Annotated in this window: 11 protein-coding genes, 1 tRNA gene and 3 pseudogenes; 13 read left to right on the top strand and 2 right to left on the bottom strand. The window is 35.0% G+C overall.

The features are described 5' to 3' along the window. Positions 1–227: 227 nt before the first annotated feature. The 11 genes and pseudogenes from AAGD87_RS07755 to ruvC form a co-directional block, all read left to right on the top strand. A pseudogene (locus tag AAGD87_RS07755) lies at positions 228–358 on the top strand (IS4 family transposase); the annotation flags it as partial. A 62-nt stretch (positions 359–420) separates the two neighbouring features. Further along, a protein-coding gene (locus tag AAGD87_RS01805) for an IS630 family transposase (protein ID WP_264705388.1) occupies positions 421–1,280 on the top strand; the annotation gives its coding sequence in 2 pieces (ribosomal slippage) (positions 421–745 and positions 745–1,280; 861 coding nt in all). A 27-nt stretch (positions 1,281–1,307) separates the two neighbouring features. Next, positions 1,308–1,899, top strand: a pseudogene (locus AAGD87_RS01800) (transposase); the annotation flags it as partial. A gap of 915 nt (positions 1,900–2,814) precedes the next feature. Beyond that, positions 2,815–3,117: a 50S ribosomal protein L21 gene (gene rplU, locus AAGD87_RS01795; RefSeq protein WP_006279565.1), complete on the top strand. Its 303-nt coding sequence runs from the start codon at positions 2,815–2,817 to the stop codon at positions 3,115–3,117. A 10-nt stretch (positions 3,118–3,127) separates the two neighbouring features. Next, positions 3,128–3,397, top strand: a complete 270-nt coding sequence (rpmA, locus tag AAGD87_RS01790) for a 50S ribosomal protein L27 (RefSeq protein ID WP_006279564.1) — start codon at positions 3,128–3,130, stop codon at positions 3,395–3,397. A 9-nt stretch (positions 3,398–3,406) separates the two neighbouring features. Next, a tRNA-Ile gene (locus tag AAGD87_RS01785) sits at positions 3,407–3,483 on the top strand. Between the two features lie 57 nt (positions 3,484–3,540). Next, a complete protein-coding gene (gene metK, locus AAGD87_RS01780; RefSeq protein ID WP_341817685.1) occupies positions 3,541–4,713 on the top strand; it encodes a methionine adenosyltransferase in 1,173 nt (390 codons plus the stop codon). Between the two features lie 126 nt (positions 4,714–4,839). Then, positions 4,840–5,523, top strand: a complete 684-nt coding sequence (locus tag AAGD87_RS01775) for a TenA family protein (protein WP_038249063.1) — start codon at positions 4,840–4,842, stop codon at positions 5,521–5,523. Between the two features lie 44 nt (positions 5,524–5,567). Beyond that, a complete protein-coding gene (locus AAGD87_RS01770) occupies positions 5,568–6,218 on the top strand; it encodes a TenA family protein (RefSeq protein ID WP_264339253.1) in 651 nt (216 codons plus the stop codon). 57 nt (positions 6,219–6,275) lie between these two features. Further along, entirely contained in the window at positions 6,276–7,103 is an 828-nt protein-coding gene (locus tag AAGD87_RS01765; RefSeq protein WP_006279354.1) for a cytochrome c oxidase subunit 3, read from the top strand. After that, complete coding sequence (ruvC, locus tag AAGD87_RS01760; protein ID WP_038199503.1) at positions 7,104–7,592, top strand: crossover junction endodeoxyribonuclease RuvC; 489 nt, start codon at positions 7,104–7,106, stop codon at positions 7,590–7,592. Between the two features lie 44 nt (positions 7,593–7,636). Here the strand turns inward: ruvC and ruvX are convergent, their stop codons facing one another. Both ruvX and AAGD87_RS01750 read right to left on the bottom strand, forming a co-directional pair. Then, positions 7,637–8,104, bottom strand: coding sequence for a Holliday junction resolvase RuvX (gene ruvX / locus AAGD87_RS01755; RefSeq protein ID WP_264339254.1), 468 nt, complete (start codon positions 8,102–8,104; stop codon positions 7,637–7,639). A gap of 370 nt (positions 8,105–8,474) precedes the next feature. Beyond that, positions 8,475–9,784 (bottom strand): annotated as a pseudogene (locus AAGD87_RS01750) (IS4 family transposase). A 919-nt stretch (positions 9,785–10,703) separates the two neighbouring features. On the opposite strand from AAGD87_RS01750, the gene gatB reads away from it, so the two are divergent. Continuing rightward, entirely contained in the window at positions 10,704–12,125 is a 1,422-nt protein-coding gene (gene gatB, locus AAGD87_RS01745; protein WP_341817684.1) for an Asp-tRNA(Asn)/Glu-tRNA(Gln) amidotransferase subunit GatB, read from the top strand. Between the two features lie 73 nt (positions 12,126–12,198). Continuing rightward, complete coding sequence (locus AAGD87_RS01740) at positions 12,199–15,027, top strand: ankyrin repeat domain-containing protein (RefSeq protein ID WP_341817683.1); 2,829 nt, start codon at positions 12,199–12,201, stop codon at positions 15,025–15,027. Positions 15,028–15,062 lie beyond the last annotated feature (35 nt).

Genomic DNA, 15,062 nt, shown 5'->3' with positions numbered 1-15,062 from the left:
GTCATGCAAATTGGAATCCAGACTTTTTTCTATATAGCATGGTGAAGACGGGAAACCGTAACCGTTCACACAATGGCGTCAACTTAAGGAAAAATGTCAGAGATTGTGTATAAAATTTCTCTCCAAATTTTTTATCATTAAATTATCCAAAGAGTGCAAGGGACAGCACTTTTGTTTCTGTTTTATTTCAACAAAGAAGTCTAAAATGTGTCCTTTTTAGGTGAAATATGCAAAAAGGAAAAAACCTTATTCTACAAATTAAAAATATAATATACTCGAAAACTTTTCAGAAAATCCATTGTGTTGAGTTTTACACGAACAAGCTTTTTCGACAGTATTTTCTATGATTTTAAAGTTATAGCTCTTTCCATAAAAGTCCGGATGTGATAGGATAAGGGTAGATGATGATAAGGAGGTTGAATGCCAGCAGCATATAGTTATGATTTAAGAAAAAAAGCAATGGAAGCGCTAGACGAAGGAGAAAGCAGAGAAACAGTGGCAGCAAGATTTAAGATTGGACGAACTACTTTATGGGAGTGGCAGCAAAGAAGAAAAGAAACAGGAGACTTTCAATCAAAAAAACTTGGAAATGGGGGTTACAATCACAAAATTACCGACTGGGATACCTTTGCCAAATTTGCCAGAGAACACGGAGGAAAGACTCTATCGGAAATGGCTAAACTTTGGAACAACGTTAGTATCCAAACGATCTATCGAGCCCTTAAAAAAATTGGATTTACGCGCAAAAAAAGACATATGGATACAAGGAAAGAAACGAAGAAAAACGTGCTGAATTTTTGAAAATTATAGCGACAAAAGAACCTAAAAACTTAGTGTATATAGATGAGTCTGGCATTGATAACACCGAAGACTACCCCTACGGATATTGCCAGAAAGGACAGCGGTTTTATGCCTTAAAATCTGGAAAGAAAACTCAACGAATCAGTATGGTTGCAGCCTTAAGTGGAAGAAAGATAGTTGTTCCGTTAACCTTTGAAGGCCACTGTAATATGGATGTTTTTAATGGATGGTTTGAGCAATTTTTGACACCGATCTTGGAACCTGGACAGACTGTCATTCTTGACAATGCTACTTTTCATAAGTCTGATAAGATTATCGAGCTTGCTAAAGGGGTTGGTGCAGAAATTTTGTATCTGCCGCCTTATTCTCCAGATTTCAACAAAATTGAGCATCATTGGTTTGCTATAAAAAACAGAGCCAGGAAAAACATTCCTCTATTCGAATCCTTTCGTCGTGCTGTTGATTCTGCCTTCCTATGACCTGTTCGGACTATTATGAGAAATGCTATATTTTTAGAAAACGAGGTATTGTTAGGAAAAGAAGCAAAAATTAGAGTAAGAATTATATGTCAGAAACTAACTGAAGAACAGTCTATGGGCAGAAGAAGGAAAGCTAATAGATTAGCAAGATCGCAGATCCTCTAAAAGAAATCAAAAATTGTTGAACTGGTCAATATTTATAACTAATGTTCCAGAAAATAAAATTAGTGCTGAGCAAGTATTAACGATTTACAGAGTAAGGTGGCAAATTGAGTTATTATTTAAATTGTATAAAAGCCATATCAGGCTTGATAAGCTAAAAGGAAAGCCATGCAGAGTATTATGTGAACTATATGCTAAATTGTGCGCAATTCTTATATTTCACGGCATAGTTGGTTGCACAGAAGTGAAAAAGAATACAGAACTTAGCTTAACAAAGGCATTTATTGAGCTAAAAAGGCGGGTTAGAGAGTTATTTTTAGTATTAACCAAAATTAATAGTTTAAAAGCATTTCTTAAAAAACTCACTATAACTTGGTCGCGATTTTCATTAAAAGACAAACGTAGAAGGGCTAGAGTATCCACTTTAACCTCTCTAAATTTGCTCACAATCTCTTAACTTGACGCGTATGCTTATCATAACAGTGAAGCTATTGTATTTGCTTTCGCCAATCTGCAGATTAAAAGGTAAGGATTACTTAATGTATCGGCGTCTTATGTTTAATTTTTTGCAGTATATAGATACTGTATGTCTTTACAAAACTTCATCTACATCTAGATTTTTATCTAAATAAGCTGAACGCGCTTATAAAGCGTTACAAGACATCAAAAAATGCCAATACTCGACAGAGATAGTAAAAGACTAGCTAACTCGGGGGTTCTTTGTCTTTTTTTCTGCTTAGTAAATTTCCTAAACATTTGCAGCGTAGGTTAGTTGCAATTAAAAGCAGCTAAATTGCAGTGTTTAAGACTTAAAAAACGCCAATACTGAAAATAGACAATGACTAGGGTTTCTTTTGCCTTTTTTTTCATTTGGTAAATTCCTTAATGTTTATGGCTAAACGACAATCGTCATCCCGCTGCTTGTTAGCGGGATCTATTGCTGAGATACCGCGAATGAATCGCGGTATGACGGTTCGCGGCGGTATGACGTAGGACTGCTGTCATCCCAGTGCGTGACACTGGAATCCCAAAAAAGGATGATGTCATCCTAGTGCTCCTTTTTTTGTCATCCGAGTAGCTGACACTTGGATGACATCGTCATAAAGGAACCAGTGTCAGCTACTCGAATGACAGGAGAAGGGGCTACTTGCATGACGGTGTCGGTAAACTTAGAGCTATAATAACTATTTGCCTTTTTTCTGCTTAGGTTATGCAAGAAGTCTACTGTCTGAGAAAAGGTAGATAAAAGATGAAAACAGATAGAAGTATTTTAGTAGCTCAAAAAGAACGTTAAGTCATGCTTTTTATTTATATTGACAGCGTATATGACATCGTTTACGATTAAAGTTAATAACAATAATTTATATTTATCATGTTTGCAGTAATTGAGACTGGTGGAAAGCAATATTTAGTAAAAGAAGGTAGTATAATAAAGGTAGAGAAGTTAGAAGCTGAAGAAAAAAAAGAGGTGGAAATCAATAAGGTGATTTGTATTTCAAATAATGGCTTATCTTATTCATCTAATGCTACTGTTAAAGCTGAAGTGTTGGAGCAGTGCAGGGGGGAAAAAATTATAATCTTTAAGAAGAAAAGAAGAAAAAATTACCGTAGGAAAACTGGTCATAGGCAGTATATAACTGTTCTTCGTATAAATGAAATTAGTCTTCAAAAGTAAGAGGTAAGATATGGCAACTAAAAAATCAGGTGGTAGTTCCTGTAATGGTAGAGATTCAGCAGGTCGTAGGTTAGGAATAAAGAAGAATGGGAAGGTTATTCCTGGTAACATAATTGTGCGCCAAAGAGGCACAAAATTCCATCCTGGGAAGAATGTTGGTATAGGTAAAGATCATACGATTTTTGCTAAAATAGAAGGCTGGGTCAGCTTTAGAAGGTCAGCAAATAAAAAGACTTTTATTGATATCGTGCCTACAGATAATATGAAAGCTTCAGCTTGAATAAATCATGGGTCTGTAGCTCAGGTGGTTAGAGCGCACGCCTGATAAGCGTGAGGTCGGAGGTTCAACTCTTCCCAGACCCACCATTTAGTAGTTACTAACTGTGTTTTCTATAGCGGTTTTGATATTGTATAAGCAAAAACATGAGTTTATATAAAAATTTAGTAACCAGTGAATCAGTGGCGGCTGGTCATCCAGATAAAGTAGCAGATCAAATTTCAGATGCAATACTTGATGAGTACCTTTTTACTGATCCTTTTGCGCGAGCTGCAATAGAGACTTTAGTCACCAAAGATAACGTTATTATAGCTGGGGAAGTGTTTGGGCCTAACATCAAAAATAGCAGGATTGAAAGTATTGTACGGAATACAATAAAAGATATTGGTTACAAGCACGATGGGTTCCACTGGAGAAAAGTGAAAGTAAATATATTGCTGCATGAGCAATCAAATGACATTGCAATAGGGTTGGATCAAGGTGCTGGAGATCAGGGCATAATGTATGGCTATGCAACAACAGAGACAGAAAACCTTATGCCGGCACCCATTTTTTATGCACACTCGATTCTGAAAAATATCATGAGCGCAGTTAAAGAAGCAAAACTTGGTCCAGATGCAAAGTCACAAATCACTTTGGCATATGAGAATAACCTCCCGGTACGTGCTGAAAGTATTATTGTCTCAATACAGCACCCTGAGGATTTGGATCAATCAAAAGTAAAAGAAATAATTTACCCTTACATAGTTTCATCTTTACCTGAAGGATGGATGTGTCCTGAGGAAAATCTCTTAGTCAATCCAACTGGTAGATTTGTTATTGGTGGACCGGTTAGTGATTGTGGATTAACCGGACGAAAAATTATGGTTGATACTTATGGAGGTTATATTCCACACGGTGGAGGAGCGTTTTCCGGAAAAGATGCAACCAAAGTTGATAGATCTGCGGCTTATATGGCAAGATATCTTGCTAAAAATATTGTCTTTGCAGGTTTGGCTGAACGTTCTCTTGTGCAGCTTTCTTATGCAATTGGTGTATCAAAACCTACTTCATTCTATATTGATACATTTGGTGCGAATAAGGTAGAGGAAAGAGTAATTAAAAAGTTTATCGAGAATAATATAGATTTATCAACAAAAGGCATAATCAAGCATTTATCGCTTAATCATCCTATATATAAACGTACAGCCTGTTATGGACATTTTGGTAAACAGTCGGAAAGGGACGGTGGATTTTCTTGGGAAAACATGGACTTATCTGCTGATCTTTGTAGAGAATTCAATATAGAAGGTAATAGTAAAATTTCTTTAGATTGCTAAAATTTTTGATTTACAGCCCCATATTTATATACTAGCTTATTGTTAAAGCATAGCACGCTTTTTCATAATAATTATACCACATTAGTAATAATTTTTATATTCAATTTTTATTGTGAGGCTTATAAAGTGTATAACGAAATAGAAGGAGAACTGTACAACGTAATTGTAAAAGAGTTTTCTGATCTTATTGATAAAATAAAAGAACACCCTTTTAATGTTGAATTGATAAATAATACATTAGATTATGAAAAATTCAAATTCTACCTTCAGCAGGATTTTCTGTATTGTATAGATTGCGCTCGTGCTTTTTTAATTGTTGCAGCTAGAGTTGATGATATTGAAATGATGAGTAGTTTAATCAATTTGGCACAAGGAGCATTTTATGTTCGAGAACAGTATAAAAAATATTTTGAAGATTGTGATCTATCTGATGATCACAAAAAGTCAAGAGCTTGTTCTGCCTTTACTGACTTTTTCATGAGTGCCGCATATCACAATTCTGTTAATGAAGCTTTAGTAGCATCTTATTCTTGCTTTAACATATACCAAATCGTTATACGCCATATGGTAAATGAGATAACAACTAAAGGGGTTAAAAATAACAAATACAAAGAGTGGATCAACATTTATAGTAGCGAAACAGTAAATGCTGTAATTGATGAGGTTACTGATATTACAAATAAGCTATATAAAAAAGCTAGTGACTGTGAAAAAAAGAGGATGTATGAGTTTTTTAAGAAAGGGCTGGAATTAGAAATAATGTTTTGGGATGAGGCATATTACTCTAATATATCTAGCAAAGAATATTAGCAGCGGATTATTTACGTTAACTTGATCTTTTATCGGTAACTACAGTGTTCAGTGGCATAATTAGGAGCTGTTACGGGTCAAATCTTTTAAAGGATATAATTGAGCATCCTTTTAATGTTGAGTTAGCGAATAACACCCTAAATATAGAGAACTTCAAATTCTATGCTCAACAAAAGACGTTGTTCTTAGGTGATTATATTCGTACCACCTTAATTACTGCATCCAAAATGGAAGATTATAGTAGTATTATCTCGCTTGCTGAAGTAGCCCAAAGAGTAGTGACTGTTAATAGAATGCTATATGACTACTACTTTACTATGTACGGTATAAGTCGCGAAAAGAAATCTCTTGAGTGTTTTAATTTCACTAATTTTCTTTTATCCATCTCGCATAGTAATACCTATGAGGCTATGACGGTTTTGTATTCTTGCATGTTTATATACGAGACTGTCGTTGATAGCATGAAAAATAGATTCAAGAAAAATAATAGATATAGGGATTGGTTTAATTTTTGTTACAGTGATTCAGTAAAGTCTGGATGCATTATTTTGGAAAATATTGTTGATGGATATTGCAGCAGAGCAAGAGAAAACGAAAAGAGCAGAATGCTTGAGTTGTTTAGAATAACTGCACAATTTGTGTTAGATTTTTTGAACGGTGCATATAATTTTTCAAGATTCAATCCAATTTCCTAAGGAACATTGACAATTTTAAGCTAATTTGTATCCTTAATAAGTATTTTTTAAAATGCTATGAAAAGTAAAGAACATGATTTTCATTTAGTGGATCCAAGCCCTTGGCCAATTGCTGTATCAGCAGCAATTCTTATTCTTGCACTTGGATTAGTTGGCGCGCTTCATAAACAAATTGTCGGAATGTTTTGTTTAGTTTTGGGAATCTCCGCAGTATCAGGGGTGCTGTTTTATTGGTGGAGAGATGTAATAAGGGAGGCCATTTATGACAAATGTCACACTGCCATTGTAAAACATGGACTCAAATTTGCAATGTACTTGTTTATTCTCTCGGAGGTCGTATTTTTTATAGTGTTCTTTTGTTCATTCTTTAAAGCCTGGCTTGATCCAGTTTTTTTATTTGAGGCGTTTTCTCCTGCAAAAAAAGTTGAATGGCCCCCTGAGGGAATTTTGCCACCTGATCCGTGGTCACTACCATTCATGAATACATTAATATTATTGCTTTCTGGTACAACAATTACTTGGGCAAATCACTCTTTACTTAAAAATGATAAAAAGAGCATGATTAAAATGCTGTCCATAACTATATTGCTTGGAGTTTTTTTTATAATAGTGCAAGCAATAGAGTATCATGAAGCGAGTTTTTCTCTACAAGAAACAGGAGAAAAGCTTATTTATACATCCAATTTTTATATGATTACCGGTTTTCACTGCGCACACGTTATAATAGGAATAATATTTTTATCAGTGTGTTTATTTAGAGCACGGAAAGGCCAATTTACACTTCAGGACCATTTGTGCTTTGAGTTTGCCTCCTGGTATTGGCACTTTGTAGATGTAGTCTGGATATTTTTATTTTTGTTTGTCTATTGGTTAAGCGTTTATTAAGTGGTTAAAATAATAGGTCTAGATCCAGGAATAAGCAAGACTGGGTGGGCCATTATCAGCCTGAACGAAAAAAATAATATTGAATTTTTGGGCGGCGGTACCATATCAACTGATGGTAAATTGGGTACAGGTGAACGCCTACATATAATTTTTGAACAATTAAAGAAAGTAATTTCCCTATACTCTCCGAATGAAGCTGCGGTGGAGAAAATTTTTGTTAATAAAAATCCTAAATCTTCACTAACTTTAGGATATGCAAGAGGGGTTGTAATTTTAGCGTTAAAAATAACAAAGCTAACTATGAATGAATATGATGCAAACTATGTAAAAAAAAGCATTACCGGAAATGGCCATGCTGATAAGGATCAGATTATATTTATGGTGAAGCAAATAGTTAAAAATTTGAGTATAAAATGCCACCATGCTGCTGACGCTCTTGCTGTAGCAATTTGTCATGCTTATACGAAAGGTTCTTGTTTTGTTGAGTAACTTTTATATGGGATTCAGTTTGAAGATTTCCAGATCTGGAAAAACTATTTGATTGTATTTATCTTGTCTAACGTTCGTTGCAAAATAATACATGCGGAGATTTTATCATCTATTTTTTTCGATTTTGTGATTGATATTCCAGTAATTTTTAGTGTATGAGTTGCGATAGATGTTGAGAAGCTTTCGTCTTGTAAGTATATATTTACTTTATATTTTTTTATTATTTTATTTGCGAATTGGATTATAGTTTTACACCATTTAGTTTCTTGCTCGTCCATTTTTAATGGTAGTCCTATTACCATTGATCCAGATTCATTTTCTTTGAATATTCTATGCAGATAACCTAAATCTTTGCTCATATTTCTTCTGTGATATATGCTATGAGCTGTGGCTATGAGCTGTGTTTTATCGCTAAATGCTATGCCTATTTGCTTTTCTCCCATGTCAAGGCACATTATGCGCTTATCTTTTGGAATAGACTTTAGAAACTCATCTGGATTTCTATGTAGCATCTATTAGACTTCCTTTAAAGTGACCTTACCAAAAAAGTGGAGAGAAAGTTAAGAAAATTTTTTACAAAAAGAATAATGAATCAAATTGCTCAGGAATGCAATAGACTTCTTGCATAACCCAAACTAAGTAGAAAAAAGGTATCATCTAAGTAGCTGACACTGGTTTCCATCCAAAAGGGCAGTGTCCCTATGATGTCATTCCAGTGCTTGACACTGGAATCCAGACTTCAATTGTTATACTTGTAAATAAGTCTGGAACGTTCATCTCAAAATGTAGTATTTTTGTTGAAATAGCTCAACTGGATTCCAGCGTCACGCGCTGGAATGACACCTTTGTGTTTGCATAGCTGTACGAACCATACGCGTCAAGTTAAGAGATTGTGAGCAAATTTAGAGAGGTTAAAGTGGATACTCTAGCCCTTCTACGTTTGTCTTTTAATGAAAATCGCGACCAAGTTATAGTGAGTTTTTTAAGAAATGCTTTTAAACTATTAATTTTGGTTAATACTAAAAATAACTCTCTAACCCGCCTTTTTAGCTCAATAAATGCCTTTGTTAAGCTAAGTTCTGTATTCTTTTTCACTTCTGTGCAACCAACTATGCCGTGAAATATAAGAATTGCGCACAATTTAGCATATAGTTCACATAATACTCTGCATGGCTTTCCTTTTAGCTTATCAAGCCTGATATGGCTTTTATACAATTTAAATAATAACTCAATTTGCCACCTTACTCTGTAAATCGTTAATACTTGCTCAGCACTAATTTTATTTTCTGGAACATTAGTTATAAATATTGACCAGTTCAACAATTTTTGATTTCTTTTAGAGGATCTGCGATCTTGCTAATCTATTAGCTTTCCTTCTTCTGCCCATAGACTGTTCTTCAGTTAGTTTCTGACATATAATTCTTACTCTAATTTTTGCTTCTTTTCCTAACAATACCTCGTTTTCTAAAAATAACTTATCCTCTCAACATTCTAATAACTCCATTTTTTGATTTGTTTCTACATCATATATGTTGGTATCGACGACTTATGAAATAAGCTCCTATTTCATTGATTTGTTTAAAAGAACTTGGCACAAAATAACCGAGATCAGATATTAGCAAATCATTGCTTAATATATTACTTAAATGTTTCCTATATCCCTGGTCTGATCTTACCCCCTCCGTTAAATTAAGTTGGTCTATTATCTGATTCATGTAGTCGAAAACTAATTGTAACTTTATTCCAGACTTAGTATTGCTTTCATAGCCACTGTAGCTAGTACCATAACCTTTATACATCTCTTCCATACTGTTAGGTAGAGTAATATAGCTACTGTCCAATAATTTAACACTATTAAATTGCTGTAAGATTTTGCAATCAACTTGCAAGATATTTTTAAAGAGAATCACAGATTCATTATACATCCTTTTCATAAATTCCACTGCTTCTTCAGTAAATCTAAAATCCAAACCTTGTTTTGTTATATCTATCGAGTCCTCGTTTAGTAATTGACACATTGTTTCTACGCTACAATTATCAACTCCTATATTACCCAAGACCATGGCTTTTACGAATGATGAACCTTTTAGCTTTCTCTTTCTTTTTATAAACCTTGTTGTAATTGAGATTTTCTCTGCTTTTTCATTAAAAAATTCTTTGAGCTTTTTTGATAAGCAAGTTATTTTATTCATTGGTTCTCTCACTAAAAGTATATCTGGGAGAACTTATACCTTATTATTCTATCTCTTTCATACCTTTATTTCCTTAACTTGACGCGTATGGCTGTACGAACATTGTGATTTGAGAGCAATCTCCACAAGGGAGGATGTCATTCCAGTGCCCAGACACTGGAATCCAGGAAAAAGAATGGTGTCATCCAAGTAGCTGACACTGGGATCCAGAAGACTTAATTTCAACCAAATAATAAAGGCTGGATCCCAGTGCTTGGCACTGGAATGACAGCAATCCTACGTCATACCGCGATTCATTCGCGGTATCTCGGCCGCTAACAAGTAGCGGGATGACGGTTATCGTTTAGCTACAAACATTAAGAAATTTACCAAACGAAAAAAAAGGCAAAAGAAGCCCCGTGGTTGGCTAATTACTTACATTATACTTTCAAGTATGGCGTTTTTTTATTCTAAACACTTAATAACCGCGATTCAGTTGCTTTTAAACCGCAACTAATCTAAATCATAAACGTTAAGAAATTTACTAAACAGAAAAAAAGGCAAAAGAAACCCTAGGGTAGCTAGTTATTCACTATCCATTTTTTAAGTTGGCGTTTTTTTATGTTTTAAACGCTTTATAAGCGCGTTTCAGCTTATGTAGGTAGAAGTTTTATAAAGACATAAGGTGCACATAGTGCAAAAAATTAAACATGAGACGCCAGATACGTGAGTTTTTTTGTCATTTAATCTGTACAGAGAAGATAAATAAATAGCTTCAATTTTATGATAAGAGGGCTGGCGAAGCTTGTCAAGTAATCTTTTGCATTTAACCCGTTTCTATGGGTAAAACAATCTGCATACCACTTAGCTAACATGAGTTTTGTTTTGACTTTTTGTGCTAATTTTGCAGAATATTAAGATTATCATTTAAATAAAATACATGACGAAAGAGGATTGGGAAGCAGTAATTGGGCTTGAGGTGCACGCTCAAGTTTCTTCTAATACGAAGCTATTTTCTAGCTCATCAACGGAGTTTGGTGCTGAGCATAACACTCAAGTTTCTCTAGTTGATGCGGCAATGCCAGGTACGCTGCCAATACTAAATTATTACTGCATAGAGCAAGCAATACGCACCGGTCTTGCACTTTCTGCAGAAATTAATAAGTATTCTTACTTTGATCGGAAAAATTATTTTTATCCTGATTTACCGCAAGGGTACCAGATAACCCAGTTTTTTGAGCCAATAGTTAAAAATGGTAGAATATTTATCAACGATAATGAAAAAGAAATAAGAATCGCGAGAATTCATTTAGAGCAAGATGCAGGAAAGAGCGTTCATGAGGAAAGCAAAACTTATGTGGATTTAAATCGTGCAGGGGTTGCTTTAATGGAAATTGTTTCAGAACCAGATCTCCGTTCATCTGCGGAAGCTGCAGAATGCATGAAAAAATTGAGGCAGATTTTGCGTTATATTGGTTCGTGTGATGGTGATATGGAAAAGGGATCACTTCGTTGTGATGCAAATGTTTCTGTCCGCCTAAAAGGCAGTAGCACATTTGGCACTCGTTGTGAGATAAAAAATCTGAACTCGATACGTTATATTGTGCAAGCTATAGACTATGAAATACAAAGACAAATTGAAATTTTAGAAAGTGGAGAAGAAATAAGTCAAGATACCTTATTGTTTGACGTTGCTTCGGGAAAAACAAAAGTGATGCGAAACAAAGAGGATGCAAGCGACTATAGATACTTCCCTGAGCCTGATTTATTACCTGTTGAGGTAAGCCAGGAGAAAATTGATTTAATTCAATCATCTTTGCCCGAGTTGCCAGATCAAAAAAAGCTGCGATACATTGAGGAATTGGGTATCAACGAATACGATGCAAACGTCATTACCTCCGATAAAGCAATTGCTGATTATTTTGAGGAATTGATAAAAAAACATGATTCAAAGCTCGCGGTCACCTGGTTAACTATAGAGCTTTTCGGTCGTTTAAATAAAGCAAATATTGATATTGTAAGCTCTCCAATCAAAGCCAATGCCCTGTCCGAGCTCTTAGATTTTATCGTTGATGGAACGATCTCTGCTAAACTTGGTAAACAAGTTTTTGATATTATGTTTGAAACTGGCAAACCTGCATCTTTAATTATAGAAGAGCAAGACCTAAAACAAATAACCGATAGAGGTCAAATATCAGGAGTTATCGACACAATCGTCAATAACAACCAAGATAAAGTTCAAGAATACAAAAGCGGTAAAACAAAGTTATACGGATTCTTTGTCGGCGAAGTTATGAAACTTACCAAAGGAAAAGCCAGCCCTGATGTGGTGAATTCAATTTTGAGTGAGAGATTAGAGTGAGGTGCCTGTAAGATTATCCTGCTCGGCGGTTAAGCGCACCTTTCATGGTATTATGTATCAAGCGAGATGGCTAATGCTGTTTCCTAAACATGCAGTAGATAGAGAGTATTCTTTCCGCCTATTCACAGAGAAAAAATCAGCTAAGGATTTTGATGATATTGTTCTTCGGTATGAACAAGATGGGAAAATAGTACATAGATTCATACAAGTCAAGCACAGGCAGGGTAGGCACAAAAAGATCAGTATAGGTGACTTATTAACACCGGGAAAGAATGGTGCGTTTGGCTTAATAAAATATCTCATTGCTTATTTAAAGATCAAAAGTAGTGGAGAGTTTGAGGGTGAAATAGAGGATTTTGTCATTATTACAAATGATGATTTTGATTCCGCGGATTCGACATCGCATCCAGTAAGAAAGCTGAGAATGATGCCGAGTGGGAAGAATAAAGGAAAGGAAATTTCAGTCATAAGAATAGACACACAAGATGAGTTTCTGGATGTAGGTGATGGTGTAAGATATAAATTTGATGATAGCATTATCTCATATTTGCAGGAGAATAAGAATTTTATAAAGCGTGAGGTAGGTAGAGAAGTCAGCGATAAAGAAATAGAAGACTTTTTAAATAAATTAGTATTTGCAGTCAATTTGCCAAGCGGAACTGAACTTAGTGAAATTATTAAGAGTGAATTGGGCAAGGAATTCAGCAATACTGATGCAAAGCACTTTTACAGCCGTTACCAGGAAGAAGTGCTGATTTTGCTGGAGAAAGAAGAAGAGGAGTTTCTATCATATGAGAAAGCAAAAGCTCTTCTTGAAGAAATAAGAGAGGAAATTTTAGGGGCGGTTTGGTTTGGCATAATAGAGCCAGTGGCATCTTTTACTGGTAGAGGCAGAGTGTTAACAGCTCTGCATAATATGCTACAAAGAAGTACAAAAAAACAAGCGGTGATATCGCAGGTTGCCTCTATTAGCGGTCTTGGAGGAGTAGGTAAAAGTGAGTTGGCTAGGAAATATACTTACAAATATGGAAAGGATTATTATGTTAATGCTATCTGGATAGATGCTGAAAGCACTGAAACTATGAAAAATTCTTTCCTGGATTTAGCTAATAATAGATTAGGCATTCCTACCAAAGATAGGCACGAAAGGGACAAGACGATAGAAAACATTGTTAGAGAAGTATATGCTTTTTTTGCAAGAAGGGGAAGGAGAAGCCTGTTCATTTTTGATAATGCTGAGGGATATGAAGACATTAAAAGGTTTTTACCTTCATCTTTACACCCTAGACATAAAAAACCTTACATTTTAATTACTTCTCGTAATAAAGATTGGAGAATAGCAGAAGACGAGGAAAAAATAAAAACAATACAGCTAGGTGTATTCAAAAAAACGGAGGCTATAAGGTTTGTCAAGAGGGCTTTAAATATAAAAGATAATTTACAAGATGAAGAAATAAAAAAACTAACAGAGGAGTTACAATATTTCCCACTAGCTTTGGGGCAAGCAATTGCATATATAAATGAAAGCAACATTGTATTAAGTCGCAGAGGTGAAGAAAGAGTTGAGGTTAGTGACTACCTAAAAAGGTATGAAAAAGAAGCAGAGAAACTGCTCGACTTTGAGTCTAAATATAAAAGTGACCGTTATACTAAAACAACATTCATAGCTTGGAAAATTACGATTGATGCTATAGCAAAAAGAGAATGTGGGCCAGAAGCATTGAAGATTCTAGAAGTAATGGCTTATCTTGCTCCTGACAAGATTCATATAGAAGAAGTCTTTTCAAAGTTAATAGCAGAGGATAAGGAAAAGTTATGGAAGGCTGTTGAGCTACTCGATAGATATTCAATAATTGACTTAAAAAAAGGAGTGGCAAACATTCACAGACTAGTGCAGAAAGTAACTGAGTTGAATTTACAAAAGGCAGTCCGGGAAGAAGAAGTTCTTAGAAAAGCTCTGGAATTGATAAATAGTGGTGATATAGCAATCAGTCACATTGTGTCTATTTGGGAATATGCAAGTAAATATGGTAAGTTGATTGATGATTTTTACTTTAACTCATCTTGTATACATAGGAAACCATTTTTTATAAAGAAAAGTACTCCTTTGCACTTGCTTGCTGCAAGTGGTGATTTTAAAGCAATTAAGGCTATACTCACACATATATCAACACATTTCCCAGGTAAATTGATAATGGCTGTTAATGTTGAAAATAATTCTGGTCACGCTCCATTACACTTTGCTGTTTATAATGGAAGATTAGATGTAGTAAAGTACCTTGTTAGTAAAGGTGCTGACATTAGTGCTAAGAGCAAAGACGGCAGTACTCTGTTGCACTATGCTGCTCAGGGTGGAAGCTTGAATGTAGTAGAATACTTGATAGATGAAAAGGGTACAGACATTAACATAAAAGATAATGACGGTACAACTCCTCTACACTCGGTTGCTTATCTAGGCTACTTAGCTGTAGTGAAAAAGTTTATAGAGAAAGGAGCTGATATTAATTCTAGGGATATTTATTATAAAACACCTCTGCATTTAGCTGCTAGTAATAGTGATTTAGATGTAGTAGAACATCTTGTAAACAAAGGCGCTAATGTCAATGCTATGGATAAAGATGGCTTGACTCCATTACACTGTGCTGTTTTTCGTGAAAATTTGGAAATAGTAGAATACCTTGCCGAAAAAGGTGTTAATACCAAGAACAAAGATGACGATACGCCACTACACTTTGCTGCCGTAATGGGAAAAGTTGCTGTGGCAAAAATACTGCTAAAACACAACGCCGATGTTAACGCTAAAAATAATGAAGGAAAAACAGCATTGTATTATGCAGCTAATAATAATCACCAAGAGCTTGTGGAATTGCTTTTAGCTCATGGTGCATCCTATGACTACTGAATTTTGCATTTAATTTATAGCTCCGCTTCTATCAA

This window comes from Wolbachia endosymbiont (group A) of Pherbina coryleti, assembly GCF_964026875.1.
Lineage (GTDB): Bacteria > Pseudomonadota > Alphaproteobacteria > Rickettsiales > Anaplasmataceae > Wolbachia > Wolbachia pipientis.
Note: the sequence above shows the minus strand (reverse complement) of the source record. Positions and strands in the feature narration are given on the sequence as shown.

Coding starts and splice junctions, on each gene's coding strand:
- AAGD87_RS01765 (WP_006279354.1), top strand. CDS start 6,276: ATGAAAAGTAAAGAACATGATTTTCATTTAGTGGATCCAAGCCCTTGG.
- metK (WP_341817685.1), top strand. CDS start 3,541: ATGAGTTTATATAAAAATTTAGTAACCAGTGAATCAGTGGCGGCTGGT.
- gatB (WP_341817684.1), top strand. CDS start 10,704: ATGACGAAAGAGGATTGGGAAGCAGTAATTGGGCTTGAGGTGCACGCT.
- rplU (WP_006279565.1), top strand. CDS start 2,815: ATGTTTGCAGTAATTGAGACTGGTGGAAAGCAATATTTAGTAAAAGAA.
- rpmA (WP_006279564.1), top strand. CDS start 3,128: ATGGCAACTAAAAAATCAGGTGGTAGTTCCTGTAATGGTAGAGATTCA.
- AAGD87_RS01740 (WP_341817683.1), top strand. CDS start 12,199: ATGCTGTTTCCTAAACATGCAGTAGATAGAGAGTATTCTTTCCGCCTA.
- ruvX (WP_264339254.1), bottom strand. CDS start 8,104: ATGCTACATAGAAATCCAGATGAGTTTCTAAAGTCTATTCCAAAAGAT.